Below are 25,535 nucleotides of genomic sequence, written 5' to 3'. Positions count from 1 at the left end.
CCTATGCGGAGGGGATACCCATCCCCCCCGGAAACCCCGGAAACCCTGCCGCCCCCGCCGCCTTCGGAGTACGTGCCCCGGCGACCTGCGGAGCGTGCCCGTGATCCAGTGGGTGTCCCTGGGGACCGGCCCCCGCCCCGTCCCCCAGCCCGTGGCGACCCCGCTCGTGTGGGCCACGGCCTTCGGGGGCGCGATGGCACTGGTGGCGCTCCTGAACGCGCTGGTCGGCACGGATCAGCCCGGTCTGGCCCTGGCCGCGCTGTCGTTGCTCTCCGCGCTCCTCGGCGGATACGCCCGCTTCACGGCGGCCCCGGGCACCGCCGCCCTGTGCTGGCTGTTCCTCAACGGGTTCGCCATCCCGCCCGCCGGTGTTCTGACCTGGACCAACCCGCGCGACACCTTCTGGCTGGTCTGTCTCCTCACCGCGGCCCTCACCGGCACGGCCCTCGCCCGTCTGCTCCAGGCCCGCGCCGCCTACCGCCGCCTCACCACGGCCCAGCCGCCCCCACCGACGCCCGAACCCCGGGACCGGCCCCCGGCCCGCTGAACGGGCGTGGCATGAAGTTGAGCGAGCGCGTGCAGCAAGCTGACACTAATCGCCGTCCTGCCTGCGGTTTTCCGTTGGCAGAGTGGGAGTCACCGCGGGGGCACGACCGGCCCGGAACGCGCGGGGGACAACAAACGGGGGTACGTCGTGGGGTTCAAGGGATTCACCGGGTTCAAGAAGGCCGCGGTCGTGGCGGGTGCGGCGCTCGCGCTCGCCGTGGTGGATGGTCAGGGCGCGGCCCAGGCCCAGGGACAGACTGAAGCCCAGGGTCGCGTGCAGACGCAGACGCAGGTTCAGGTTCAGGCGAAGGCCCAGCCGCAGACGCAGGTTCAGGCGAAGGCCGTCCTCGGACCCGTCGTCGATCCGATCGTCGAGCGGGTCTGCGCCACCCCGCTGCCCATCCGGCTGCCGCTCTGCGGCGAGCAGGGCGGCGGCACCCACAAGCTCGTCAACGGCTGGCAGATCGAGAAGCCGAAGCAGTAACCGTACGGCCGGCCGTACCGCCCTGACAGGAGTGCGGCGGTACGGCAGCACACAGGGGGTGCCCCCGGCGACTGATCGCCGAGGGCACCCCCTTCGGCGTCCTGCTCCCCCGCGTCCAGGGCGCCCCCGGCCTCACACCCAGCCGCGCTCCCGCGCGAGGAGCGCCGCGTGCGCCCTGCTGCTCGCGCCCAGGATGCGCAAGACGTCGGCGACATGGCGGCGGTACGTCCGCACCGACACACCCAGCGAGCGCGCCCCCGATTCGTCCTTGCCGACGTGGCACATCGCTTCCAGGACCTGCTGCTCCATCTCCGTGAGCCCGCCGTCCGCCGAGCCCGCCCCCTCGTCGATGAGCACGGTGAGGTCGGTGGCCTGGTCCCAGATCTTCTCGAACAGCGCCAGGATGTTCGCGACCAGCCCCGCCTCCCGGGCGAGCAGTGCGCCGCGCCGGGTGTCGGCGGGGTCGACCGGGACGAGGGCCGTGCGGCGGTCGTAGACGAGGAGCCGTTCCGCGATGGTGTCCGCGACCCGGATCTGCGCACCGAGCGAGGTGAGGTCCCGCAGGTAGCCCACGGTGGGGGCGTGGTCCAAGGCCTCGCGCAGGACGACGTTGCGTATCCGTACCCCGCGCCGCAGGCAGCGGGTGTCGAGCGGCCGGGCGTGCGCGATGTTCGCCGGGGTCAGTTCGGTGTACGGCTCGACCGACAGGATCTCCTCGCGGGCGAAGAACGCCAGGTCGTCGATCCGGCCCCGGATCTGGCCGAGATCCTCCAGGCGCTCGATCCTCCCGGAGTCGGGCTGTTCCTTCACACTCTGCTCGGCGCGCAGGCCGGCGATCAGGTGCCGGGACTGGGTGACCTGCTGGAGTTGCTGGTGGAGTTCGCGCAGCCGCAGGTCGGTGAGCCGGTCCACGGCGGTCTCGGGATCGGCGGCGGAGATCACCTCGGGCCCGCCGTCCGCTCCGGTTCCGGTGCCTTCCGCGCCGTGCAGCAGGCCGAGTTCGGTCAGACGCTCCAGCGCTCCCGCGATCTCGTCCAGCGGGACGTGCAGCAGCAGCTGGATGTCCTCGGCGGTGGTGCCGGGGTTCCGCAGAAAGTGCCGGTAGATGCCCTCTTCCGTATCGGTGAGTCCGAGTACGGACAATTCCCCCATGGTGCCTCCGTTTGATCACCGATGAGAGTACCTGCAACAAGCTGCACGGTCACTGGCAGCAAGTAGCGCTCCGGAACTGCCCGATGGGGTGTGCCGGTTTGGCATTGTTCTCTGTGTCGGAACGAACGAACGCCGACAGAGGAAAAGAAGAAAAAGAAGGAAAAGTAAAGCAGCGCAAGCGCACGCGATGTCGAGCGGCATCGACGAAATGACGACGAGAGACGAGAAACGGGGGACAAGGGCGTGACTTCATATTCCGTACTCCTGCCTTTTCTTCCGCGCCGGCCGGAGCAGATCCTTCCGTACGCCGGACTGGTGCACTGGAGCAACGCGAGCCGCCTCTGGCAGGGGCAGTCCGTGATGATCGAGCCGCATCAGGGCTTCGTCGCGGCGGCCGGAGCGGGGTTCCGCGTACCGACCGGACTCGGCGTCACGCTCATGCCGCTCCGCCACCCCTACGAGGCCGCTCTCCAGGCCCGCTCGCTGGCGATGGCCACCGGGCAGCCGGTGATCGCGGGATTCGGGCCCGGCGGCCGGCCGTTGCAGCGGTCGCTGCTCGGCGAGCCGTACCGCAGCCCGCTCACGGCGGCGCGCGAGTACCTCTCGATCGTCCGCGGCCTGCTGGCGGGGGAGAGCGTCGACGTCCGGGGCGAGTACTTCAGCTGCCGGGCCGAGATGCCGCGGTACCCGGCGCCGGGTGTGGAGATCGGGCTCGGTGTGCTGCGGCCCGGTATGGCACGGCTCGCGGGGGAGGTCGCCGATGTGGCCGTGACCTGGCTGACTCCGGCGCACTACCTGCGGGACATCGTGCTCCCGGCGATGCGCGAGGGCGCGGCGAACGCACCCGACTCCCGGGGCGTGAAGCAAGGCGTACGCGGCGCGGGAGGCAAGGGGCGCAGAACCCCGAGGCTCACCGCCATCGTGCCGCTCGCCCTCGCCCGGCCCGACCGCGAACCCGCCGAACTGGCGCTCGCGAGCAACGCCGCCCATCTCCAGGGCGCCCACTACATCGACATGCTGCGCCGGTCCGGCACCGATGTCGCCGGTGACGACCCGGCGGCGAACGCCAAGGCGCTCGTCGACGGCGGGGCGTTCCTCAGCGGGGACCCGGACGAACTCGTCGCGAAACTGGGCGCGTTCCGGGATGCCGGGGTGGACGAGGTCGTCCTGAACCTGACCGGTGTCTGCAATCTGTACGGCCCACAAGCGGCCCTGGACGAAACGAAGCGAATTCTGGCCGCCCTGGCCGCCTGACCGTGGGGGAAGACAAGACAATGGCTGATCTGAAAGAGCGGCTCATTCGCTGGGGAACCGGTGCGTCCGGTGTCCGGGCCGGCACCGAAGCGGAAAGCGGGCGCGGTTTCTCGTACGACGGTGTGGAAACCGTCGTGCTGGAAAACCGGGAGCATCTCTCGGCGGTACTGCGTTCCGGAGTTGTCGGAGCGGACACGCTGGTCCTGGTGCCGGGCACACCCGGCGAGGAGCCGGCGGCGGACGGCCACCGTGTCGTCGGGTACGAGGGGTCGCTGGCCGGGGCCGGCGGGGAATTCTCCCCGGGCGCGGGCTTCTACCTCCAGATCCAGGGCTACGGCATCAGCGAGTACATGTCCGTCGCCGGGCCGACCCTCGTGCGGATCGCCGACGACACGGACTTCGACGTCTTCCTCGCCGACGCCGACCGGGCCCTGCTCGACGGCACCTTCCCCGACTTCCTCACCCATCCCGCCATCCAGCTCGCCGACCTCCCCGGCCTCGGCGCCGGCCGCACACCGGCCGCCGGCCCCCGGCACCGGCTGTACGTCGACGCGGACGGCGCGGTCTCCACCGCGCCGGGCGGGACCCGTCTCGGCACGGCGGGCGACGGACCCGACCTCCTCGACGCGCGGTGGCAGCGGCTCAACAGCGACACCCGGACGACCTGCGGGGTGTGTCTGGGCGCGGTCGTGGACCCCGGCCCGCGGGAGACCGCCCTGGCCGCCCGGCCCTGGCTCGGGCGCTACCTGGCCGCCCTCGACGCGATCCGCTCCCTGCGGGCCCGGGGCGTGGACGGTGACATCCGGGTCTCCGGCTTCGGCGGGCGGATCACCGAGACGCTGGCCGCCGGGGCCGACGCCGACCTGCGGGACGCGGAAGCGCCGCTCCTGCTCTGGACCGACCGGGACGTGTACGTGCACGCCCCTGCCCCCGGCCGCACCTTCAGCGTGGAACGGGCGGCGGCCACGCCGGTCGAGGCGCTGCTGGCCTGCGGCTCGGCCGAGGCGGCGGCGGAGTACGCCGACCCGGACCACACCGTACGCATCGAGCGGTTCCTCGCCCGGGCCGGAGCGTGACCACCCCCATGACCACCCCCATGACCACCCCCATGACCACCGCCCTGGCGACGACCACGGCGGCACCGACGACGACCACGGCCGCACCGACGACCACCACCGCCCTGACGACAGCCGTCCCCGGGCGGGCCGGGGAACTGCTCGCCCGGCTCGGCTCCCGCGCCGTCACCGGCGACCTCTACGCCGAAGCGGGTGCGCAGGTCTACCACGACGTGGCCGGCCGCAGCACCCACGAGGTACGGGAACTGACCGGTCTCGTACGGAGCCTGCCCGGCGACGTCCTCGACCTGGCGGCCGGCTCCGGGCGGCTGACCATGCCACTGCTCGCGCTGGGCCGCCGGGTCACCGCCCTCGACCTCTCCCCGTACATGCTGCGGCTCCTGGAGGACCGGCTGGCGGCCGCGCCCGCCGCCCTGCGCGAGCGCTGCACGGTGGTCGAGGCCGACATGAGCGACTTCGCGCTGCACCGCGCCTTCCCGGTGATCGTCCTCGGCACCACCTCCGTCTCGCTCCTCGACGAGCGCGGCCGGGCCGGTCTCTACCGGGCCGTACGCCGCCATCTGGCGCCCGGCGGACGGTTCCTGCTGTCGACCGTCGGCATGGACACGGACTCCGGCGAGCCCGCCGAGGCCGAGCTGGTGGTGGAGGCCGAGGGCGGCCGCGCCTACCGGATGTACGAGCACTGGGCGGTCGGCGACAGCGCCCGCACCGTCACCGTCTTCCCCGCACTGATCCCGGACGACGACAGTCCCGTCCAGGTCACCACGACCAGCGTCGGCGTCCTGCCCGCCGCCCTCCTCGAAGCCGAGCTGGGAGCCGCCGGATTCGCCGTCCGCGCCCGGCACCCGCTGCCGGCCGTCGGCTCCCGCCACCACGACGTACTGCTCGAAACGGAGGTCACCCCATGAGTCCCGGCACCACGAAGAACGCGCTGTGGCCGTCCCTGCTGGCCCCCGCCCTGCACGGCTCGGACGCGCTCTGCGCGGTCTCCGCGCACGGGGTACGGGTCCGGTACGCCGACGGCAGCGAACTCCTCGACGCCTCCAGCGGGTTGTGGAACACCAACATCGGCTACGGCAACGAGGCCATCGCCCGGGCCACCGCCGACGCGCTCCGCGACGCCTCCTACCTGAGCGTCTTCCGCTACGAGAACACCTACGCCCGGGCCGCGGCCACCGCCCTCGTCGAGCTGTGCGGCACCGACACCTACGGCCGGGTCCTCTTCTCGACCTCCGGTGGCGCCGCCAACGACCTCGTCATGAAGCTCGCCCGCCACTACCACGCCCTGCGCGGCGAGGACCGCCGCAAACTCGTGGTCGGGCTGCGCGGCAGCTACCACGGTCTGACGTACGGCAGTTTCGCGCTGACCGGCGAGGACCTCGGACAGCAGGTGTACGGCGTCGACCAGCGGCTCATCCGCCACGTCGACCCCAACGACCCCGTCGGCATCCGCACCTTGATGGAACGTCAGGGCGCGATGATCGCCGCCGTCGTCGTCGAGCCGGTGCTCGGCTCGGGGGCGGTGCCGCTCACCGGGGAGTACGTCGACGAACTGCTGCGGCTGCGCGAGGAGTACGGCTTCCTGCTGGTCGCCGACGAAGTGGCCACCGGCTTCGGCCGGACCGGCGACTTCTTCGCCTCCCAGCGCTGGCCCGCCCGGCCCGACCTCCTGGTGACCTCCAAGGGGCTCACCAACGGTACGGCCGCGGCCGCCGCCGTCATCGCCTCGCACACGGTCGCGGACGCCTTCGACTCGGCGGGCGCCATGCTGACCCACGGCGAGACCCAGGCCGGCACCCCTGCCACCTGCGCCGCCATCCTGGCCACCCTCGACGAGATGCGCCGCCTGGACGCGGTCGCCCTCGGCCGGACCCTCGGCGAACGACTGGGCACGGAGCTGTCCCGGCTGGTCGCCGACCACCCCTGGGTGACGGGCACCACCGGCGTGGGCTGTTTCCGCTCGCTGCGGCTGACCACCCCGGACGGGGAACCGCTGCCGCAGGCCCGCGTCCCGGAGCTGGTCGCCGCGATCCGTACGGCGGGCGCCATCGTGCACCCCGGCGTCCACGGCATCCAGCTCTTTCCCGCGCTGACCTTCACCGACGCGGACCTGACCGAGCTGATGGACCGCATCCGCGCCGGACTGGCCCTGTTCACCCGTCGGCCGATACCGGCGGAGGTGCCGGCATGAGCTATGGCCGGGGCGGACCGACCCGGGCGCTGATCGGTCCCGACGCCCTCACGGCATGGCTCCCCGACGGGGCGGGCCGTACGGCCGCCCTCCTCGTGGACACCGCTGTCGCGACGGCGGGGATCACGGCCCTGGTACGCGACCGTCTCGGCCGCGCCCACTGGCGGACGGCACAGACCGCGCTGACCGCGGGCCCCGATGATCTCGCCGCGGCCTCCGCCCTCGCCGGCGGTCTGGCCGACGAGTCGGCCGGCGTCGGACTGGTGGTGGCCGTCGGCGGCGGATCGGTGCTCGACCTGGCGAAGATCGCGGCTCTGCTGCGGGCCAACCCGGTCGCGCACACCCGGCTCACCGTGCCCCAGCGCGGCGGCCTGATGGGCCTGCCGGGCGAGGTCACCCGTACCGTCCCGCTGCTCGCCGTACCGACCACGCTCGGCACCGGCAGCGAGCTGAGCGCGGTCGCCTGCCTGGCGTACCCGCAGGGCAAGCGGCTGATCCTCGGCGGCGTACTGCGGCCGGAGGCGGCCCTGCTCGATCCGTCGGCCACCGCCACACTGCCCCGCGAACTGGTCGTGGAGGGCGTCCTGGAGGCGCTGTTCCGGGCGGTCAGTCCGTACGCCGGCGACCACCGGGACGACCACCGCACCGAGGACCGGCTGACGGAGACGGTCGCCCGGCGGCTCGTCCAGCTGGGGTACGAGGCGGTACGGGGGGAGGAGCCGGGCGACGCGCTCCGCCTCGACATCGCGAAGCTCAGCGGGCTCACGCACGGCGAATGGCTGCACCAGGGCCGTGACCCGTACGCGGTCAAGGGCTGGCTCATCGCCAACGAGATGTCGTCGGCCCTCGGCGTACGGAAGATGACCGCCGTCGCCGCGCTGCTGCCGCACCTGTGGCGGGCCGTGCTCGACGGGGAGCCCCGGCTGGGCTCCGCTCCGCGGCTGCGCCGGATGTGGGCCGGACTGCGCGACGCCGCGCCGCCGGACCGGGCGCGGGCCCTGCCCACGGACCCGGCCGACGGGATCGCCGCGCTGATGGACGACTGGCGGGTGGGCCGGCGGCTCACCGCCGACGGCCCGGGGCGGATCGAGGCCCTGGCCGAGCGGACGGTACGGGCCTGGGGTGCCGGGCTGCCGATGCTCGGCGGCCTCCGGGCGGAGGACGTACGCCGCCTGCTGGACGCGGCGCTGAGCGCGGACAACGCGCAGACCTCGGCCACCGAGACCGCCTCGGCCACCGAGACCGCCTCGGCCACCGAGACCGCCTCGGCCACCGAGACCGCCTCGGCCACCGAGACCGCCTCGGCCACCGAGACCGCCCCGGCCACCGAGACCGCCTCGGCCATGGTGACCACCGCGGCCATGGTGACCACTGCGCACCCCGCGCACATCTGAGACTTCCGCTCCCGGTCCCGGGAGCGGGCGAAAGAGAGAGCGACAGCTCTCGACACCCATGAGAAAAGGGGGAGTTCCCATGCAGGAGAACTTCGAGAACGACAACTTCACCTCCGCCCTGGAGCTCGGCATGCAGGAGCTCGAGGCGATGGAGGCCCCGGGCTGGTGGACCGCCGGTGGCGTCGTCGTCGGTGCGACGGTCGTGTCGGCCGTCGGTGTCTCGACGGGCGTCGCCGTCTCGATCATCACCTGATTCACTCGACGGCATCGGCACCGCTCGACTGCCACTCGACTTGATCCGGTCTCAACTCAACGGGAGGGAAACAGATATGAAGGACAACGTCACGCAGGAGCCCAACGGCTTCGACGCGTCGCTGGAGCTGGGCATGCAGGAGCTGGAGGCCATGGAGGCCCCGGGCTTCTGGAGCGGCTTCAAGACCGGCGTCGTGATCAGCACCGTCGCCAGCGCGGTCATCGCCACCTGATCAGGCACCTCTGCCTGATCCGGCCGACCAGCCGGCAGCGGTAGCCGAACCGCATACGGATTTCCGCGGCGGCGTCCCTGGCCCGCAGAGGGCCCCGGGCCGCCACCGCGGAATCCGCGCTTCACCTCCCCTCCCTCCCCCCACCCAGTCCCACCCCGTCCGACCAAGGAGTCCAGCATGGCCAACAGCCGAGACAAGGCAGCGGCCGAGAACAAGAACCTCGCCTTCGCCTGCGCCCTCATCCCGCTCGGCATGGCGGTCGCCACCTCGCAACTGACGGGCGGTCTGGAGATCTTCGCCATGGCCGGCCTCGGTGCTCTCATGCTGAGCTGCCTGGTCCGGATCGGCACCAACCTCCGTAAGGAACGCCGTTGAGCACCGCGAACGCGTCGGGCACCGCCGGCGCCCCCGTCGTCGCCCTGCGCGGCCTGACCAAACGCTTCGGCGAGGTCACGGCGGTCGACGACCTGACGTACGAGGTCCGGCCCGGCCGCGTCGTCGGCCTCCTCGGCCGCAACGGAGCCGGCAAGACCACCTCGCTGCGGATGCTCCTCGGCCTGTGCCGGCCGACCTCCGGCGAGGCGACCGTCTTCGGCCGTCCGTACGCCGAACTGCCCCACGCCGCCCGCCGGGTGGGCGTCAGCATGGACGCCGTGGGACCACTGCCCGGAGCGAGCGCCCGACGCGAACTCACCATCTGGGCCCGGACCCTGGGCCTGCCCAGACAGCGTGTCGAGGAGGTCCTCGACCTGGTCGGCCTGTCCGACGGCAACGCGGCCTCCCGCCCCGTCAAGGGCTACTCGACCGGCATGAAACAGCGCCTCGCGCTCGCCACGGCCCTGCTCCCCGACCCCGAACTCCTCGTCCTGGACGAGCCCGCCAACGGCCTCGACCCGGACGGCATCCGCTGGCTGCGCGGCCTGCTGCGCGGCCTGGCCGACGAGGGCCGGACCGTCCTGGTCTCCAGCCATCTGCTCGCCGAGGTGGAGCAGACCGTGGACGACGTGGTGATCATCCAGAGCTCGCTGCGGTACGCCGGTCCGCTCGACGGACTGGTCGGCGCGGGCGAGGGGGAACGCCTCGAAGACCGTTTCTTCGCCCTGGTCGACCCGCTGACGACCGCGTCGGCCGCCTCATCCGCTGTCGGAGGACAGAACCATGCGTAACCTGCTCGCCGGTGAATGGACCAAGGCGTGGACCGGCCGCGGTTGGCTGATCCTGGCCGGGTGCGGCGTCCTGATGTCCGTGCTCGGTTCTCTCGGTTACGCCTCCGAGGGGGCCACGGCCATCGAGGAGGGCACCCTGGGCCGGGCCGCCGTCACCGACGACATCGTCCGCTCCTGGTTCATGATGTCGCTGTTCACCTCCCTCTTCGGCGCGGTCTTCGTGTCCCGCGAGTACACCTCGGGTGCCATCGGCCGCTCCGTCCTGATGAGCGGCGGCCGTACCCGCCTGCTGGCCGCCAAGGTGCTGACCGCCACCGCCGTGGGCGCCCTCGCCGCGCTGCTCACCGCCGGGCTGTCCCTCGCCTCCGCCTGGGGGGCGCTCGCGGCCAACGGGACCGAGCCCGCGTGGCACGGCGAGACCTGGCTGATCCTGCTGGGCGTCTTCGCCGTCAACACGCTCGCCGCTCCCTGGGGCGCGCTCGTCGGCTGGATCGTCCGGCACCAGGTGGGAGCCGTCGTGACCGTCGTCGCGCTGACCCTGGTCGTCGATCCGGCGCTCCAGAGGCTGGTGCCGGAGGCCGGCAAGTACCTGATGACGATCGCCCAGAGTTCCGTCTACCGGGACCCGAAGCCCGACCTGCTGTCCACGCCGCTCGCGCTGTTGGTGATCACGGGCTGGCTGGCCGCCGCCGCACTTCTCGCCCGGAAGCTGTTCACCAGCCGCGACGTCGTCTGACGACCCCGCGAGCCGTCGTCACACGACGGTCATCACCCGTCTCACCTCACCCACCCCCCCCCACTGCGCCCCACCCATCTCGCCTCACCCCCGTCCGACGTCGCGTCAGACACCACCGCGATGTCGCCCGGCGGCATGCCCCGAGACCGGCTGTCGCGGATCCGCCGACATCGCCCGCCGCCCCCCCCGCCCGCGCCCCACCCCGCTACCCCGCCGTCCCGCCACTCCGCCGTCCCGCCGTCCCGCCGTCCCGAGGAGAGAACCAGGCATGTCCAGCACACCCGCCGGTGCCGTACTACTGGCCCCCGAGCGGCTGGCCCGTCCCCGCCTCGCCCCCGACGTGGTGGTCCATGAGCCGGCCGAGCCGGGCGCGCCCTGGGTGGTGCAGCGCGGCAGCCACCAGTACTTCCGCCTCCAGGAGGACCTGGCCCGCCTCGTCCGGGCCGTCGACGGCGTACGCGACCACGACGACCTGGCCGACGCCCTGGGCGCGCCCTGGACCCAGGCCGACGTCGGCTCGGCGGTGCGGACGCTCGCCGGGGCGAAGGTGCTGGACGACGGCGTACCGAAGAAGGACCGCAGTTCCTGGTTCCGGTTCGTGCCGCCGCTCACCCTGCAGTTCACCCTCCTCAAGCCGGACCGGATGCTGGCCCGCCTCGCCCCGCTGGTGGCGGCCGCCGCGAACCGCGGGGCCGCCGTGGCCGCCGCGGCCGTCACGATCGGCGGACTGCTCGCCCTCGCCTTCCGCGCGGCCGACCTCCAGGGCGCGTTGGGGCGCCCCTTCGAGCCCCTGCTCTACCTGTGCGTGATCGGCGCGGTGCTCGCCACCACCGCCGTCCACGAGATCGGCCACGGCGCGGTCCTCACGTACTACGGCGGACGGCCGACCCGGATGGGCATGATGCTCTTCTACATGTCGCCGGCCTTCTTCTGCGACGTGTCCGACGGCTGGCGGCTGCCGCGCAGGGAACAGCGGGTACGGGTCGCCCTCGCCGGCATCGCCACCCAGACCGTCATCGCCGGCGCCGCCGCCCTCGCCACCCTCTTCATGGCCGACTCGGCGGCGCGCGACGGGATCCTCGTGTACGCCGTCGTCACCTATCTCTCCGGCGTCCTCAACCTCCTGCCGTTCGTGAAGCTGGACGGCTACATCGCGCTGATGAGCCACCTCGACCTCCCGCACCTGCGCGACCGGGCGATGACCGACGCCCGCCGGTGGCTGGCCCGTCTGCTGGCCGGCGGCACCGGCTACCGCCGTGAACTGCCCGGCGTGCGCTGGGCGGTCCCCTTCGGCCTGCTCTGCATGACCTTCCCGCTCTACATCGTGGCGGGCGCGATCACCCTCTGGTCGGACAGCCTCCAGCGCCTCGGCGCCCTGGGCGCGCTCCTCGTCCTGTGCGGCATCGGCTACTTCCTCCACCACCTGGTGCGAGGCGTACGCCGCTTCGCCCGCGAGGCCCGTACGGCGGGCGGCCGCCCCCTGCGCCTCGGCGCGGTGCTCACCCTCGCCGCGGCCGCCGTCGCCGTCCTCGGGCAGCTGGTCCAGGTCCCGTACACCGTCAACGGCGGCTACACGACGGCCGAGGACGGCCGGATCACGCTGCTCCTGCCCCTGTCGACCGACCGTGCGCTGATCACGTCCGGTGCCCCGGTACGCCTCTACCGCGCGGGCATCGCGACCCGCGCGCAGACCGGTTCCGCGACGGTCGCCGTCGACGGGGCGGGCGGCACGGACGCGATGGCCCCGCTGTCGGCGCTGATCCCGGTCCGCAGCGAGGCCCTGCCGACCCCGGCGCTCGGCCTTCCGCTGGAGATACGCGCCGGGCGGGACCGGGCCCCGGCCGACAGCTCGGGCACGGCTCAGCTGGACGCGGGCAGCCGGCCGGGCTGGGAGTGGCTCTACACCAAGTACGTCGCACCGGCCTGGCGCTGGTGACCGCCGACCGGGAAGCCGGTCGTCCGAGCAGCCGAGACGAAGAGGGAGAGGGAGACCGACGACCATGGATCTCCGGTACGTGACCTACTGCCAGGCGGGCACCGCGTTCTACGAGGACCCGGCCATCACCGCCGCCACCACCGAGCCCGCCGACGCCGTGGCGGAACCGCCCGCCGGCTGGACCCGGACCGTCAACGGCGACTGGGTGGTGCTGACCCCGCCGGACACCGAACTGCCCGGCCAGGGCTGGAAGATCCACGTCTCGGCGACCCGGGACAACGCCGACCGCGTCCTCGACGCCGTACGCGCCTACTGCGTGCGCGAGACGCTCACCTTCAAGTACATCCGCAGTGCCGAGGTCCTGAACCGGCGCAACAGCAAGTACGGCGACCGCGGCGCGAGCGGCAAGTTCATCACCCTCTACCCGCTGGACGAGGCGCACCTGGAGCGGGTGCTCGTCGCGCTGGACGCCGAGATGGGCGGCGAGCCCGGCCCGTACATCCTCAGCGACCTGCGCTGGCGCTCGGGCCCGCTCTACGTCCGCTACGGCGGGTTCGTCGCCCGGCTCGGCCGGGACGCGAAGGGCGACCCGGTGCACTGCATCGAGGACCCCGAGGGCCGTCTCGTCCCCGACGTACGGGGCCCCGGCTTCCGGCCCCCCGCGTGGGTGACGCTGCCCGACTGCCTCGCCGAGTCCCTCGCGGCCCGCAACGCGAGCACGATGGGCGACTTCCCGTTCCGCGCGGTCAGGGCGCTGCACTTCTCCAACGGGGGCGGCGTCTACGAGGCCCGGGACCTGCGCCCGGGCGCAGGTGGCGACGCCACCGTGCTCCTCAAGGAGGCCCGCCCGCTGGCCGGCCTCGACGAGGAGGGCGAGGACGCGGTGGCCCGGCTGGAGCGGGAGCGCTGGGCGCTGGAGCGGTTGGCGGGACTGGACTGCGTACCGCCGCTGATCGACTACCGCAAGGGTCGCGAACACTACTTCCTGGCAAGGGAGTTCGTGCCCGGAGCCTCGCTCCACACCCGCATCCACGAGGCCAACCCGCTGCTGAACCCGGATGCCGACGCCTCCCCCGAGTCCTTCGCGGCGTACACCTCCTGGGCCCTGTCCGTCCTCGACCAGATCGACGCGGGCGTGCGGGACCTGCACGCCCGGGGCGTGGTCTTCGGCGATCTGCACCCCAACAACGTCATGGTCCGGCCGGACGACTCGATCGCCTTCATCGACCTGGAGACGGCGACCCCGGTCGGGGCCGCGGCCTCGCAGGCGATCGGCGCGCCCGGCTTCCGCGCCCCGGCGGGCTGCACGGGCCCGGCGGTCGACCGGTACGCCCTCGGCTGCCTGCGCCTCGCGGTGTTCCTGCCGCTGACGGTGGTGCTGGGCTGGGGCCCGGAGAAGACCCGGCAACTGATCACCCTGGTGACGGAGAACTTCCCGGTACCGGCGGACTTCGCGGCGCGAGTGGAAGCGGATCTCACGGCCGGGAATCCGGCGGCCGCGAAGCCGGACGCGCCCACGGGGGCCGTCGCGGGCGTGGACCCCCCCGCCGCCGACGAACCGGCAGCAGCAGCCTCGGTCTGGCCCGGAGCCGAGCACCTCACCCCCACCGAGTGGCCCGCCCTGCGCGACGCGCTCGCGGCCGGAATCCTGTCCACCGCGACCCCGGACCGCGACGACCGCCTCTTCCCCGGCGACATCGCCCAGTTCACCACCCCCGGCGGCGGTCTCACTCTCGCCCACGGCGCCGCCGGCGTCCTGTGGGCACTCGGCGGCGCCGGTACGGAGATCCAGTCGGCGCACGTGGACTGGCTGACCGAGCGCGTACGCCGCTGGACCGAACCCCGCCCCGGCTTCTACGACGGCCTGCACGGCATCGCGTACGCCCTCGACGCCCTGGGCCGCACCGCCGAGGCGCGCGACGTCCTGGACCGGGCCCTCGCCCTGCCCCTGGACGACGTCGACGGCTCCCTCCTTGCCGGCCTCCCCGGCATCGGCCTCTCCCTGCTCCACTTCGGCCACCTCGACGCGGCCGAACGCCTGGCGGCACTGGTCGCGGACCGCACCCCGGGCGGCTACGCGACCCGCCCCCGGCCGGGCCTGCTCCACGGCGCGACGGGCGCGGCACTGTTCCTGCTGCGGCTGTACGAGGAGACGGGCGACCGGAAACTGCCGCACGTGGCGGCGGAGGCCCTGCGCCACGACCTCGCCGAGCTGTCGAACGGGCCGGGCATCAGCCGGATGCCGTACCTGGCGGTGGGCGGGGCGGGAACGGCGATGGTCATCAGCGACCTGCTCCCGCACCTGGCCTCCCCCGAGCCGGACCTCACCGGTTCCCTCCCCCTCCTCCGCACCTCGCTGGCATCCCTCTACCAGGCCCAGACGGGCCTCTTCCAGGGCCGAGCGGGAGCCGCACTGGCCCTGCGCCACCTGCGCGACACGACTCCGGACCCGGAGACGGACGCCGCGGTCGGCCGTCACCTGGCGGCGTTCGGCTGGCACGCCGTCCCGCACGGGGGCCACCCCGCCTTCCTGGGCGACCAGACGCTACGCCTGTCGACGGACCTCGCGACCGGCACGGCCGGTGTCCTGCTCGCCCTGGACGAGGCACTCGGCACGGGCCAGGGCCTGCCGTTCCTCCCGACCTCCCGCCGCCCGTCATGAAGGGCGGCCACGTGGTCCTGATCGAGCCCCGCCCCACCGCGAGCGCCGGCGCCCCCGCACTGGCGGCCGTACGGTTCCTGGCCCTGCTCCCGGAGGACTGGCACTACGAACCGGATCTCGGGGACGACCACTTCACGGTCCGTCTGGCTCCCCCTGCCGCAACGACCCCCACCCCTGCCCTGACCCACACCCTGGACGACATCTTCACGGACCCGTCCTTACGGTCCTGGCACTGGACGGACATCACCCACCGCGCCTGAACAGCGCCGGCGCGACCCCTCATGCATGGTGGGCCGCATGGACGACGCCGCCGACCCCCGCAACCCCGCGGGCATCCGCGTGGGAGACCTCTACGAGGAGCGTTCCTTCCACCCGGTCCTGTGCACAGAGATCGACGACGACGGCGGGGCCGTCCCGCAGGGTGACAGAGCCCCCGGCCGTGACGGACCCCACTGTCGAGCACACGCCGTCCACGCCGAGGACAACGACGAAGGGCCCCACCGCAAGCGGTGGGGCCCTTCGACATCGTGCCCGGTGAGGCACTGGCGGAGGATACGAGATTCGAACTCGTGAGGGGTTGCCCCCAACACGCTTTCCAAGCGTGCGCCCTAGGCCTCTAGGCGAATCCTCCGCCGGGAACATTACATGACGTCGGAGGGTGGTTGCGAACTCGTTCGGGGGCGGGTGATCGACGCGGAGGGAGGGGCGGGGAGGCGGGGCGGCGGCCGCCGGGGATCGGGTAGGGTGGGGGCAGCCCCTCACGCGGCGCTATCTGACTGAACTCCCCCAGGGCCGGAAGGCAGCAAGGGTAGGTTGGCTCTGGCGGGTGCGTGAGGGGTCTTGTGCGTCCGGGCCTGCGCTCCAAGCACCCGTGCGTCCTCGTCCGCGCCCCGAGCACCCGTGACGCCCGCCCCGCCCGAGGGCGAATGACCGGCCGTCCGCCGGTCCGGGTTGTCAGTGGGCGCCTATAACCTCGTATGCGTGTCGTCTCTCGCGCTGTACCGCCGCTATCGCCCGGAGTCGTTCGCCGAGGTCATCGGGCAGGAGCATGTCACCGACCCGCTGCAGCAGGCGCTGCGGAACAACCGGGTCAATCACGCGTACCTGTTCAGCGGGCCGCGCGGCTGCGGGAAGACGACCAGTGCGCGGATCCTCGCCCGCTGTCTGAACTGCGAGCAGGGGCCCACCCCGACACCGTGCGGAGAGTGTCAGTCCTGCCAGGACCTGGCGCGGAACGGACCGGGCTCGATCGACGTCATCGAGATCGACGCGGCCTCGCACGGTGGTGTGGACGACGCCCGTGAGCTGCGCGAGAAGGCGTTCTTCGGCCCCGCGAGCAGCCGGTACAAGATCTACATCATCGACGAGGCCCACATGGTCACGTCGGCCGGGTTCAACGCGCTGCTGAAGGTCGTCGAGGAGCCGCCGGAGCACCTCAAGTTCATCTTCGCGACCACCGAGCCCGAGAAGGTCATCGGCACGATCCGTTCGCGTACGCACCACTATCCGTTCCGGCTGGTGCCGCCCGGCACGCTCCGCGAGTACCTCGCGGAGGTCTGCGGCCAGGAGAAGATCCCGGTCGACGAGGCGGTCCTCCCGCTCGTCGTGCGCGCCGGGGCCGGGTCCGTGCGTGACTCGATGTCCGTCATGGACCAGCTGCTGGCGGGCGCGACGGACGACGGCGTGACGTACGCCATGGCCACGTCGCTCCTCGGATACACGGACGGCTCGTTGCTCGACGCGGTCGTCGAGGCCTTCGCCGCCGGGGACGGGGCCGCGGCCTTCGACGTCGTCGACCACGTCATCGAGGGGGGCAACGATCCGCGGCGGTTCGTCGCCGACCTGCTGGAGCGGCTGCGCGACCTGGTGATCCTGGCCGCCGTGCCGGACGCCGTCGAGAAGGGGCTCATCGACGCCCCCGTCGAGGTCCTGGAGCGGATGCAGGCCCAGGCCGGCGTCTTCGGCGCCGCCGAGCTCAGCCGCGCCGCCGACCTCGTCAACGAAGGTCTCACCGAGATGCGCGGCGCGAACTCGCCCCGCCTCCAGCTCGAACTGATCTGTGCCCGCGTGCTCCTCCCGGCCACCTACGGCGACGAACGCTCCGTCATGGCCCGCCTGGACCGGCTGGAGCGCGGGGTCAACTTCTCGGGCGGCGCCGCCGGGCCCGCCCTGGGCTACGTGCCCGGCCCCGAGGCACACGGGGGAGCGGCGGCCCCGCCCCTGGGTATGACTCCGCAGCCCGGACCGGCCCCCCACGCTCCGCAGGCCGCCCAGGTCCCGCCCGGTGGCGGGCCCGCGGCCGCCCGTGCCGCGGTCCGCGGCGGCACAGGGGCCGGGGACGCCGGGGCAGGCGCGCCGGGCTCCGACGCCTACGGGGCCCCGGCTCCTGCGGGCGGACAGGCGGCCCCAGGCGCGGCGGCTCCACCGGCCCCCCAGGAGGCCCCGCCGACCGCCCCGGCCGCCGCGACGGCACCTCCGCCCACCACCCCCGCCCACGCACCGGCCTCCGCCCCCGGCTCCTGGCCCACCCCCGCCTCGGCGGGAGGCGGCCGCCGTCCCGGCGGCTGGCCGACGGCCGCTCCCGCCGGTGGGGGCCCCGCGCCCGGAGCCCCGGCCGCGCCGCCCGCCCCGGGCCCGCCCGCCGCGTACGCCCAGCCCAGCGCCCCGGCGGCCCCCCAGGCCCCCGCCGCCTACCACCCGGCCCCCGGCGGCCCCGACCCCCGCACGCTCTGGCCGAACATTCTGGAGACGGTGAAGAACCGCCGCCGCTTCACCTGGATCCTGCTCAGCCAGAACGCGCACGTCGCCGGGTTCGACGGCACGACCCTGCAGATCGGCTTCGTCAACGCGGGCGCCCGGGACAACTTCGCGAGCAGCGGCAGCGAGGACGTTCTGCGTGCGGCCCTGGCCGAGCAGTTCAACGTGCACTGGAAGATCGAGGCGGTCATCGACACCTCGGGCGGCTCCGCGACCCCGGCAGCCCCTGGCGGCTACGGCTCTCCGGCGCCGGCCGCCGGTGGCTACGGCGGTGGCGGCACGGGCGGCGGCTACGGCGGTGGCGGCGCCGGTGGTGGTTACGGCGGCTCCCCGGCCACCGCGTCACGCCCCACCGCGCCCCCGCCCCCGGCGGCCTCCCGCCCGGCCTCCCCGGGCCCGGCCGCGCCCCATCAGTCGGCCTCGGCCGCCCCGCCCGTAGCGGCTCCGCCCCCACCGCCCGAGCCCCCGCCCGTCTCCCCCGAGGACGACACCCCCGAGGACGACGACCCCGACCTCGACGAGTCCGCCCTCTCCGGCCACGACCTCATCGTGCGCGAACTGGGGGCGACCGTGGTGGAGGAGATCACCAACGAGTAGCAGGCGGGCACTGACGGGAGGGGCGGATCAGGGAGCGGGCGTACCGTCAGGGACGCACGGGCGAAGCCGCCCTGGCCGGACCGGGCGAGGACGGGCCGGACCGGGCGAGGCGGGCCGTACGGGCCAGGGCCGGCCAGCCGGGTACGGCCGATCCGACCCCCACCCTTGGTGTGATCCCACGAACCCACGCCGTCCCACTCCTCGGAAGCCCCCACAAAGCCGCCCGCCCCCTCCGGCTAGGCTGGGCACCGTGAAGGTCCTCGTCATTGGTAGCGGTGCCCGTGAGCACGCGCTGTGCCGTTCGCTGTCCCTCGATTCCGATGTCACCGCACTCCACTGCGCACCCGGCAACGCGGGCACGGCGGAGGTGGCCGAGTCGCACCCGGTCGACGCGCTGGACGGCGCCGCCGTGACCGCGCTGGCCACCCGGCTGGAGGCCGACCTGGTGGTCGTCGGTCCGGAGGCACCGCTGGTCGCGGGCGTCGCCGACGCCGTGCGCGAGGCGGGCATCCCGGTGTTCGGCCCGTCCGGCGAGGCCGCCCAGCTGGAGGGCTCCAAGGCCTTCGCGAAGGAGATCATGGCCGGAGCCGGCGTGCCGACCGCGCGGTCGTACGTCTGCACCACCGCCGAGGAGATCGACGAGGCACTGGACGCCTTCGGCGCGCCGTACGTCGTCAAGGACGACGGGCTGGCGGCCGGCAAGGGTGTCGTCGTGACGGCGGACCTCGCCCAGGCCCGTGAGCACGCGCTCGCCTGCGGCCGGGTCGTCATCGAGGAGTTCCTGGACGGCCCCGAGGTCTCCCTCTTCGCCGTCACCGACGGCGTGACCGTCGTCCCGCTCCAGCCCGCGCAGGACTTCAAGCGCGCGCTCGACGGCGACGAGGGCCCGAACACCGGTGGCATGGGCGCGTACTCCCCGCTCCCGTGGGCCGACCCGAAGCTGGTCGACGAGGTGCTGCAGACGGTGCTGCAGCCGACGGTCGACGAGATGCGCCGCCGCGGCACCCCCTTCTCCGGCCTCCTCTACGCCGGCCTGGCGATCACCGGCCGAGGCGTACGGGTGATCGAGTTCAACGCGCGGTTCGGTGACCCGGAGACCCAGGTCGTCCTCGCCCGCCTCAAGACCCCGCTGGCCGGCGTGCTGCTCGCCGCCGCCAACGGCACCCTCGGCGACCTCGAACCCCTGCGCTGGAGCGCCGACGCGGCCGTCACGGTGGTCGTCGCCTCGCACAACTACCCCGGCTCACCGCGCACCGGCGACCCCGTCACCGGCCTCGACGAGGTCGCCGCCCTGGATGCCCCGCACGCATACGTGCTGCACGCCGGCACCAAGCGCGCCGGTGACGAGGTCGTCAGCGCCGGCGGTCGCGTCCTCTCCGTCACGGCCACCGGTGAGAACCTCACCCAGGCCCGCGACCGCGCCTACACCGCCGTGGCCCGCATCGGCCTCGACGGCTCCCAGCACCGGGCGGACATCGCGGCGAAGGCGGCGGCCGAGGCGTGACCGGCTGACGGTCACCGACCCCGCTCACCCCCCACGCCCCTCACGCCCCTGCACATCCCCACGCATCCATCCCCTTCGCGACATCCGCATGCGAAGCACCGCCAAGGGGTACGAACCCCTGGCCCCGGAATCCCTCGCAGACCCCAGGAACCCCTGGGAAAACCGCCGGAATCCGGGGCCCGATCCTTGCCCGGCGTCCTTCACCTTTCCCCAAAGCCATTCCATCGAGTGAGCGATGGCCCATCCGGCTGACGACGGCCGGGGCCCCAACTAGGGTGCGGCGCAAGCGTTCCGGCACTTGGCCCACCGGCATTGCGATGTCGGTGGTCGGTGCCACAGTGGGGGAGTGAGCAACGTCAGGGCATTCGGCGGCGACCACGGTGACGAGCAGTCGTCGCGGTGGCGGTCGTGGCGGGGTGCGCCGTACGGGACAGCAGGGGGTGACGTCGGGTCGTGACCGGTATGGCAGGTGGTGAGGAGGCGGGCGCGCAGGCCGCGCGCGCCCGGGCCCTCGCCGTGCTGCGGGTCCGCAGCAGGGCGCTGGCCGTGGCGGTGCTGCCCGCGGCCGTCGCCGTCGTGCTGCTGGTCGGCGGGGCGACGGGCCGTCTGACCGGCCCCGGCTGGTCCCTGGCGAGCCGGGTCGTGTCCGGCCTCGCCCTCGTCGTGCTCCTCGCCGCCGCGGGCATCGCCCTCGTCGTCGCCCGTGCCCGGCCCGCCGTGAGCCCCACGGTCGCGGTCGCCGAGGAGGCCGCGCCCGATCTCTACCGCCTGGTCCGGGACCTGGCGGACCGCCTCGACGTCCCGCCCCCCTCCGCGATAGCGCTCACCCCGGACTGCGACAGCTGGCTGGAGGACCGCACCCACTCGTCCCACCGGCCGCCCGCCGGGCCCCGCCGCTCCTCGACCGACGGGGCCGAGGGGGCCGAGGGGAGCGACACGGTCGACGTGGTCGGCGGAGGGGCCGCCGCGGGCGGTGGCCGCGGCGGGCAGCGGGCCGACGAGATGGCGGATGCGCGCGGCTCGTCGTCCGGCCTGCCCTCCCACCGGCGGCACCGCCCGCCCACCGCTCCGGTGCTCGTCATCGGCTCGCCGTTCCTGTGGTGGATGCGGGTCGGAGAGCTACGAGCGGTGCTCGCGCCGGTCGTCGCGGGCACGGGACCGTCGGCGCACCCGGACATAGCCTCGGCGCGCCGTTTCGTCCGGGGGCTCGACGCCGCCGTGGCCGTCGCCTCGGCCCCGTCACGCGGTGCGCCGGCCCGTACGGCGCTGGCCGGGGTCGGCTGGGTGACCCGGCTGCTCCTGCGCGGCTGCCGGGGGCACGCGGCCGAGATGGAGCGCGGGGTCGCCGCCGCGGCGGCCGAGCGTGCACAGGCTGTGGACTACGGTCTGCGGATCGTCGCCCAGGAGCAGGTCGGCCTCGCCTACGCGGGCTGGGACCGTCTCCTCACCCGGGTCGCGCTGCCCGCGTGGCGGATGGGCCGGTGGCCGTCCCGGCTGGACGCGGGTGTCGTCGCCGCGCTCACGGAGCTGTCGCGCCGAGACCGGCTCGCCGAGGGCTTCGCCTCCCGGCTGGGTGAGCGCCCCGCCTGCGACCTGCTCGAGGAGCCCGGCACGGTCGACGAGGCCGCGTCCCTCCTCGCCGCCCGCCTCTTCCACGGCGGCCCCGCCGCGTCCGGCCCCGACTGGTCCCCGGTCGACTGGCACGAGTACCCGGACGAGGTCGTCGACCGGAAGTGGCGCACCGACGCGGCCCGCCTCCACCGCGTCCTCGACGCCCTGGGCGCACGCCACCCGGCGAGCGACCCGACCACCGACCCCACCGGCCCGGCCCCCGGCGGCCCCACCCTCTCCCGCGTCCTGACCCACCTGACCACCCTCACGGCCGACGGCCCGCACCCGTCGGCCACCGGGACCCCCGACCCGGGCGCCGCCCCGACGACGACCACGCCGTACGACCGACCGTCCCCCCACCCCGTGACCGGCCACGCACCGCACCCCGGGCCCGCCGGGCCCGAGGGGGACTCCGAAGCCGCCGTACGCCGATCACAGCCCGAGCCCACCCCGGACGAGGCTCCGCACCCCGAGCCCCCCGGGCACGCCTCGAACCCCGGAGCCGCCGGACGCGACCCACTCGCCGCCCTCACCGCCGAGGACGAGCTCCTCCCCCGCGCACCCGCACCCCACGACCGCGAACACGAGCACAACCCCGGACTGGAACCGGACAGCCTCCACATATCCCCGCCCCACACCGGCACCGGCCCCGATGCCCGGCCCGACCAGGACCCCGACCCGGACCCCGACCTCGACCCCGACGACGAACCCGGCCTGGCCAACGCCCGATCCGCCGCCCTCGCCGCCGCCCTGACCGCCGAGCTGGCGCGGGAGGAGGCCGCGGTCCCGGCCGGCGGGCACGCCGGCGCGGTCGAGGCGCCGGGGCCGGACCGGGCGCTGTGGGACGACGGGCTGCTGCCGCTGTTCCCGATGCAGCCGCCCCGCACGGGCCGCGAGCTGCTCACGGAGCACGTGGCCGCGATGGTGTGCTGCGCGGCGATGGACACGGCGGGCGCGACCCCGGGCCTGGACTGGCTGGACGGGCCCTCCCTCCTCGTCGACGGCGTACGGGCGGCCGATCTCGCCCCCCGTGTCCTGACGCTCGTGGAGGACGGGGACCCCGCCCCCCTCCGCGACTGGCTCCGCCGCCTCGGTGTCCGTCCGGAGAAGCCGGTCCGTCTGGTCTGAACGCGAGGCGAGCGGGGAGGCCGGACGCGCGGTGACCGAGGAGGGCCCGAGGGTGTTGTGGCCGGTCGTGGAGGGGAGGACAACTCCCCATCCGGACCCGGCTGTTCCACTCACACCGATTAGCGACGAACGGTGACGAACCGCGTGCGTCATGTGATGTGCTGGAACCGATCGTGTACCGAGCACGTGCCGGCGACAGCTCACGGGGGCGAGGGAGGGGAGAACTCATGGGCTCGGAGCACCACCACATCCGCCGCTGGGAATCGGGCGCCCTCGCCCACGCCGTGACGGACCCCTTCGGCCAGGGCCCGGTCCCCTGGCTCCGGGGCAATGTGACGTACTTCGACGACACCGGCCACGTGGTCCCCTGGTACGTGGAGCCGGGCCCGCCCGAGCCCCCCGCGTCCGCCCAGGGCACCCGCGCCCGTCTGCCCGCCCCCCGCACCCCGCCGGGGCCCCGCTCCGCCGACGACGTGGGCCGGCAGATCAAGGGGTTCACGGCGACCGGCGCCGCCGCCCCGGGCCAGTCCATCGACTTCCACGTCACGGTGGACCCGCCCCAGGAATTCGGCGTCGACATCTACCGCATCGGCCACTACAGCGGCGACGGCGCGGCGAAGATCACCACCAGTCCCCGTCTCTCCGGCATCGTCCAGCCCCCGCCCCTGGCCGCCGACCGTACGGTCTCCTGCCACCACTGGTGGCTCTCGTGGCGGCTGCAGATCCCCAGCTACTGGAACGTCGGCGCGTACGTGGCGGTCCTGACCACCGCCGACGGCTACCGCTCCCACGTCCCGTTCACCGTCCGCGACGACCGCCAGGCCGACCTGCTGCTCCTGCTCCCGGACATCACCTGGCAGGCGTACAACCTGTATCCGGAGGACGGCCGCACCGGCGCCAGCCTCTACCACGCCTGGGACGAGGACGGGCGGCTGCTCGGCGAGTCCGACGCCGCGACGACCGTCTCCTTCGACCGCCCGTACGCCGGCGCCGGCCTTCCCCTCCACGTGGGCCACGCCTACGACTTCATCCGCTGGGCCGAGCGCTACGGCTACGACCTCGCCTACGCCGACGCCCGCGACCTGCACTCCGGACGCGTCGACCCCAGCCGCTACCGGGGACTGGTCTTCCCCGGCCACGACGAGTACTGGTCGCCGCAGATGCGCCGCACCACCGAACTCGCCCGGGACAGCGGCACCTCGCTGGTCTTCCTCTCCTCCAACACCATGTACTGGCAGGTGGAGCTGAGCCCGTCCCCGTCCGGGGCCCCCGACCGCCTGCTCACCTGCCGAAAACGCCGGGGCCCCGGCAAGCCCGCCCTGTGGCGTGAAATCGACCGCCCCGAGCAGCAGTTGATGGGCATCCAGTACGAGGGCCGGGTCCCCGAACCGCACCCCCTGGTCGTGCGCAACGCCGACCACTGGCTCTGGGACGCGACCGGCGCCCACGAGAACGACGAGCTGGCGGGCATGGTCGCCGGCGAGGCCGACCGCTACTTCCCGCGCACCCCGCTCCCCGAGCACCAGGGCCGCATCCTCCTCGCCCACTCCCCGTACCGGGACGCCCACGACGTCGTCCGCCACCAGGAGACCTCCCTCTACCGGGCCCCCTCCGGCGCCTGGGTCTTCGCGTCCGGAACGTTCGCGTGGTCCCCGGCCCTGGACCGTCCGGGCCACGTCGACACCCGGGTCCAGCGCGCCACGGCGAACCTCCTGGACCGCATCTGCAAACGCGACTGACCGTACCGAGGACAACCCCTGGCCAAGATCGGTCGCCCGCGTACGGGAGAATCGAGCCACTTGGACATCACCACGGGGAGGAACCGTGTCCGGATTCGTAGAAAAGCCCGAGCCGATCCAGGTTCCGGGCCTGGTGCACCTGCACACCGGCAAGGTGCGCGAGCTGTACCAGAACGAGGCGGGCGACCTCGTGATGGTCGCCAGCGACCGAACGTCCGCGTTCGACTGGGTGCTGCCGACGGAGATCCCCGACAAGGGGCGCGTCCTGACCCAGCTGTCGCTCTGGTGGTTCGACCAGCTCGCCGACCTGGTCCCGAACCATGTCCTGAGCACCGAACTCCCGCCGGGCGCCCCCGCCGACTGGGCGGGCCGCACGCTCGTCTGCAAGTCGCTGCGGATGGTCCCGGTGGAGGCGGTGGCCCGCGGCTACCTCACCGGCTCGGGCCTGCTGGAGTACAACGACTCCCGCACGGTCTGCGGCCTCGCCCTCCCCGAGGGCCTGGTCGACGGCTCGGAGCTGCCGGCGCCGATCTTCACCCCGGCCACCAAGGCCGCCGTCGGCGAGCACGACGAGAACGTGTCGTACGAGGAGGTCGCCCGCCAGGTCGGCGCCGAGACCGCCGCCCAGCTGCGCCAGACGACCCTCGCCGTGTACGGCCGCGCCCGGGACATCGCCCGGGACCGGGGCATCATCCTGGCCGACACCAAGTTCGAGTTCGGCTACGAGGACGACACCCTCGTCCTCGCCGACGAGGTCCTCACCCCGGACTCGTCCCGCTTCTGGCCGGCCGACCTGTGGGAGCCGGGCCACGCCCAGCCGTCCTTCGACAAGCAGTTCGTCCGCGACTGGCTGACCTCGGACGCCTCCGGCTGGGACCGCAAGAGTGAGCGGCCCCCGCCGCCGCTGCCCGAGGAGATCGTCGCCGCGACGCGCGCCAAGTACGTCGAGGCGTACGAGCGGCTGACGGGCGTCGCCTGGAGCTGACGCCGGAGGCCGAGGCCACCCGCCTCGGCCTCGCCCACGGCACGGGCGGAACGAAGAAGGCCCCGGTCCACTGGACCGGGGGCGTCTTCGTTGTATGTCACGAGGGGACGAGCCGGTGGGAACTGGCGACCT

The 25,535-nt window shown here is 73.7% G+C and carries 21 protein-coding genes, 1 tRNA gene and 1 other RNA gene; 21 read left to right on the top strand and 2 right to left on the bottom strand.

What is annotated here, in order from left to right:
• The first annotated feature begins 100 nt into the window (after positions 1–100).
• On the top strand, positions 101–547 hold the full coding sequence (locus ACFU5F_RS23170) for a hypothetical protein (RefSeq protein ID WP_383890371.1): 447 nt from the start codon (positions 101–103) through the stop codon (positions 545–547).
• 147 nt (positions 548–694) lie between these two features.
• On the top strand, positions 695–1,030 hold the full coding sequence (locus tag ACFU5F_RS23165; RefSeq protein ID WP_383890369.1) for a hypothetical protein: 336 nt from the start codon (positions 695–697) through the stop codon (positions 1,028–1,030).
• 132 nt (positions 1,031–1,162) lie between these two features.
• On the opposite strand, the gene ACFU5F_RS23160 is transcribed toward ACFU5F_RS23165, so the two are convergent.
• The gene (locus tag ACFU5F_RS23160; RefSeq protein ID WP_383890366.1) at positions 1,163–2,182 is read right to left on the bottom strand and encodes a helix-turn-helix transcriptional regulator; all 1,020 of its coding nucleotides are present in this window, start codon (positions 2,180–2,182) and stop codon (positions 1,163–1,165) included.
• A gap of 243 nt (positions 2,183–2,425) precedes the next feature.
• Between ACFU5F_RS23160 and ACFU5F_RS23155 the strand changes: the two genes are divergently transcribed.
• The 13 genes from ACFU5F_RS23155 to ACFU5F_RS23095 all read left to right on the top strand — a co-directional run bounded on the left by ACFU5F_RS23155 (position 2,426) and on the right by ACFU5F_RS23095 (position 15,342).
• Positions 2,426–3,436: an LLM class flavin-dependent oxidoreductase gene (locus ACFU5F_RS23155; RefSeq protein ID WP_383890363.1), complete on the top strand. Its 1,011-nt coding sequence runs from the start codon at positions 2,426–2,428 to the stop codon at positions 3,434–3,436.
• A 20-nt stretch (positions 3,437–3,456) separates the two neighbouring features.
• Positions 3,457–4,512 carry a daptide biosynthesis RiPP recognition protein gene (gene mpaB / locus ACFU5F_RS23150; RefSeq protein WP_383890360.1) on the top strand — a complete coding sequence of 352 codons (1,056 nt, stop codon included), beginning with the start codon at positions 3,457–3,459 and terminating at the stop codon, positions 4,510–4,512.
• 20 nt (positions 4,513–4,532) lie between these two features.
• Positions 4,533–5,420 carry a daptide-type RiPP biosynthesis methyltransferase gene (gene mpaM / locus ACFU5F_RS23145; RefSeq protein WP_383890357.1) on the top strand — a complete coding sequence of 296 codons (888 nt, stop codon included), beginning with the start codon at positions 4,533–4,535 and terminating at the stop codon, positions 5,418–5,420.
• Positions 5,417–6,703 carry a daptide-type RiPP biosynthesis aminotransferase gene (mpaD, locus tag ACFU5F_RS23140; RefSeq protein WP_383890354.1) on the top strand — a complete coding sequence of 429 codons (1,287 nt, stop codon included), beginning with the start codon at positions 5,417–5,419 and terminating at the stop codon, positions 6,701–6,703. The genes mpaM and mpaD overlap by 4 nt, the downstream gene beginning before the upstream one ends.
• The gene (mpaC, locus tag ACFU5F_RS23135; RefSeq protein ID WP_383890351.1) at positions 6,700–8,097 is read left to right on the top strand and encodes a daptide-type RiPP biosynthesis dehydogenase; all 1,398 of its coding nucleotides are present in this window, start codon (positions 6,700–6,702) and stop codon (positions 8,095–8,097) included. The genes mpaD and mpaC overlap by 4 nt, the downstream gene beginning before the upstream one ends.
• Positions 8,098–8,176: 79 nt before the next feature.
• Positions 8,177–8,350 (top strand): daptide-type RiPP, encoded by a 174-nt coding sequence (locus tag ACFU5F_RS23130; protein WP_383890348.1) that lies wholly within the window; start codon positions 8,177–8,179, stop codon positions 8,348–8,350.
• Between the two features lie 76 nt (positions 8,351–8,426).
• Positions 8,427–8,582 (top strand): daptide-type RiPP, encoded by a 156-nt coding sequence (locus ACFU5F_RS23125; RefSeq protein WP_383890346.1) that lies wholly within the window; start codon positions 8,427–8,429, stop codon positions 8,580–8,582.
• A gap of 177 nt (positions 8,583–8,759) precedes the next feature.
• On the top strand, positions 8,760–8,957 hold the full coding sequence (locus ACFU5F_RS23120) for a hypothetical protein (RefSeq protein ID WP_383890343.1): 198 nt from the start codon (positions 8,760–8,762) through the stop codon (positions 8,955–8,957).
• Positions 8,954–9,748 (top strand): ABC transporter ATP-binding protein, encoded by a 795-nt coding sequence (locus ACFU5F_RS23115; protein ID WP_383890340.1) that lies wholly within the window; start codon positions 8,954–8,956, stop codon positions 9,746–9,748. The genes ACFU5F_RS23120 and ACFU5F_RS23115 overlap by 4 nt, the downstream gene beginning before the upstream one ends.
• On the top strand, positions 9,741–10,484 hold the full coding sequence (locus ACFU5F_RS23110; protein WP_383890337.1) for an ABC transporter permease: 744 nt from the start codon (positions 9,741–9,743) through the stop codon (positions 10,482–10,484). Before ACFU5F_RS23115 ends, ACFU5F_RS23110 begins: the two co-directional genes overlap by 8 nt.
• A gap of 268 nt (positions 10,485–10,752) precedes the next feature.
• The gene (gene mpaP, locus ACFU5F_RS23105; RefSeq protein WP_383890334.1) at positions 10,753–12,420 is read left to right on the top strand and encodes a daptide biosynthesis intramembrane metalloprotease; all 1,668 of its coding nucleotides are present in this window, start codon (positions 10,753–10,755) and stop codon (positions 12,418–12,420) included.
• A gap of 64 nt (positions 12,421–12,484) precedes the next feature.
• Complete coding sequence (gene lanKC / locus ACFU5F_RS23100) at positions 12,485–15,082, top strand: class III lanthionine synthetase LanKC (RefSeq protein WP_383890331.1); 2,598 nt, start codon at positions 12,485–12,487, stop codon at positions 15,080–15,082.
• On the top strand, positions 15,079–15,342 hold the full coding sequence (locus ACFU5F_RS23095) for a hypothetical protein (protein ID WP_383890328.1): 264 nt from the start codon (positions 15,079–15,081) through the stop codon (positions 15,340–15,342). The genes lanKC and ACFU5F_RS23095 overlap by 4 nt, the downstream gene beginning before the upstream one ends.
• Before the next feature lie 283 nt (positions 15,343–15,625).
• Here the strand turns inward: ACFU5F_RS23095 and ACFU5F_RS23090 are convergent.
• Positions 15,626–15,713 (bottom strand) — tRNA-Ser (locus ACFU5F_RS23090).
• A gap of 118 nt (positions 15,714–15,831) precedes the next feature.
• On the opposite strand from ACFU5F_RS23090, the gene ffs reads away from it, so the two are divergent.
• The 6 genes from ffs (at position 15,832) to ACFU5F_RS23060 (ending at position 25,403) form a co-directional block, all read left to right on the top strand.
• Positions 15,832–15,928: signal recognition particle sRNA small type (ffs, locus tag ACFU5F_RS23085), an RNA gene on the top strand.
• Between the two features lie 135 nt (positions 15,929–16,063).
• A complete protein-coding gene (locus ACFU5F_RS23080; protein WP_383890325.1) occupies positions 16,064–18,436 on the top strand; it encodes a DNA polymerase III subunit gamma and tau in 2,373 nt (790 codons plus the stop codon).
• A 250-nt stretch (positions 18,437–18,686) separates the two neighbouring features.
• On the top strand, positions 18,687–19,940 hold the full coding sequence (gene purD, locus ACFU5F_RS23075) for a phosphoribosylamine--glycine ligase (protein ID WP_383890322.1): 1,254 nt from the start codon (positions 18,687–18,689) through the stop codon (positions 19,938–19,940).
• A 462-nt stretch (positions 19,941–20,402) separates the two neighbouring features.
• Positions 20,403–22,679 carry a hypothetical protein gene (locus tag ACFU5F_RS23070; RefSeq protein ID WP_383890458.1) on the top strand — a complete coding sequence of 759 codons (2,277 nt, stop codon included), beginning with the start codon at positions 20,403–20,405 and terminating at the stop codon, positions 22,677–22,679.
• Between the two features lie 227 nt (positions 22,680–22,906).
• Positions 22,907–24,418 (top strand): N,N-dimethylformamidase beta subunit family domain-containing protein, encoded by a 1,512-nt coding sequence (locus tag ACFU5F_RS23065; RefSeq protein WP_383890320.1) that lies wholly within the window; start codon positions 22,907–22,909, stop codon positions 24,416–24,418.
• Positions 24,419–24,503: 85 nt separating this feature from the next.
• Entirely contained in the window at positions 24,504–25,403 is a 900-nt protein-coding gene (locus ACFU5F_RS23060; protein ID WP_383890317.1) for a phosphoribosylaminoimidazolesuccinocarboxamide synthase, read from the top strand.
• The last annotated feature ends 132 nt before the right edge of the window (positions 25,404–25,535 follow it).

The sequence above is a fragment of the Streptomyces sp. NPDC057438 genome (genome assembly GCF_042802995.1).
Classification (GTDB): domain Bacteria; phylum Actinomycetota; class Actinomycetes; order Streptomycetales; family Streptomycetaceae; genus Streptomyces.
The sequence above is the reverse complement of the archived record's forward strand: the minus strand, read 5'-3'. Positions and strand labels throughout refer to the sequence as shown.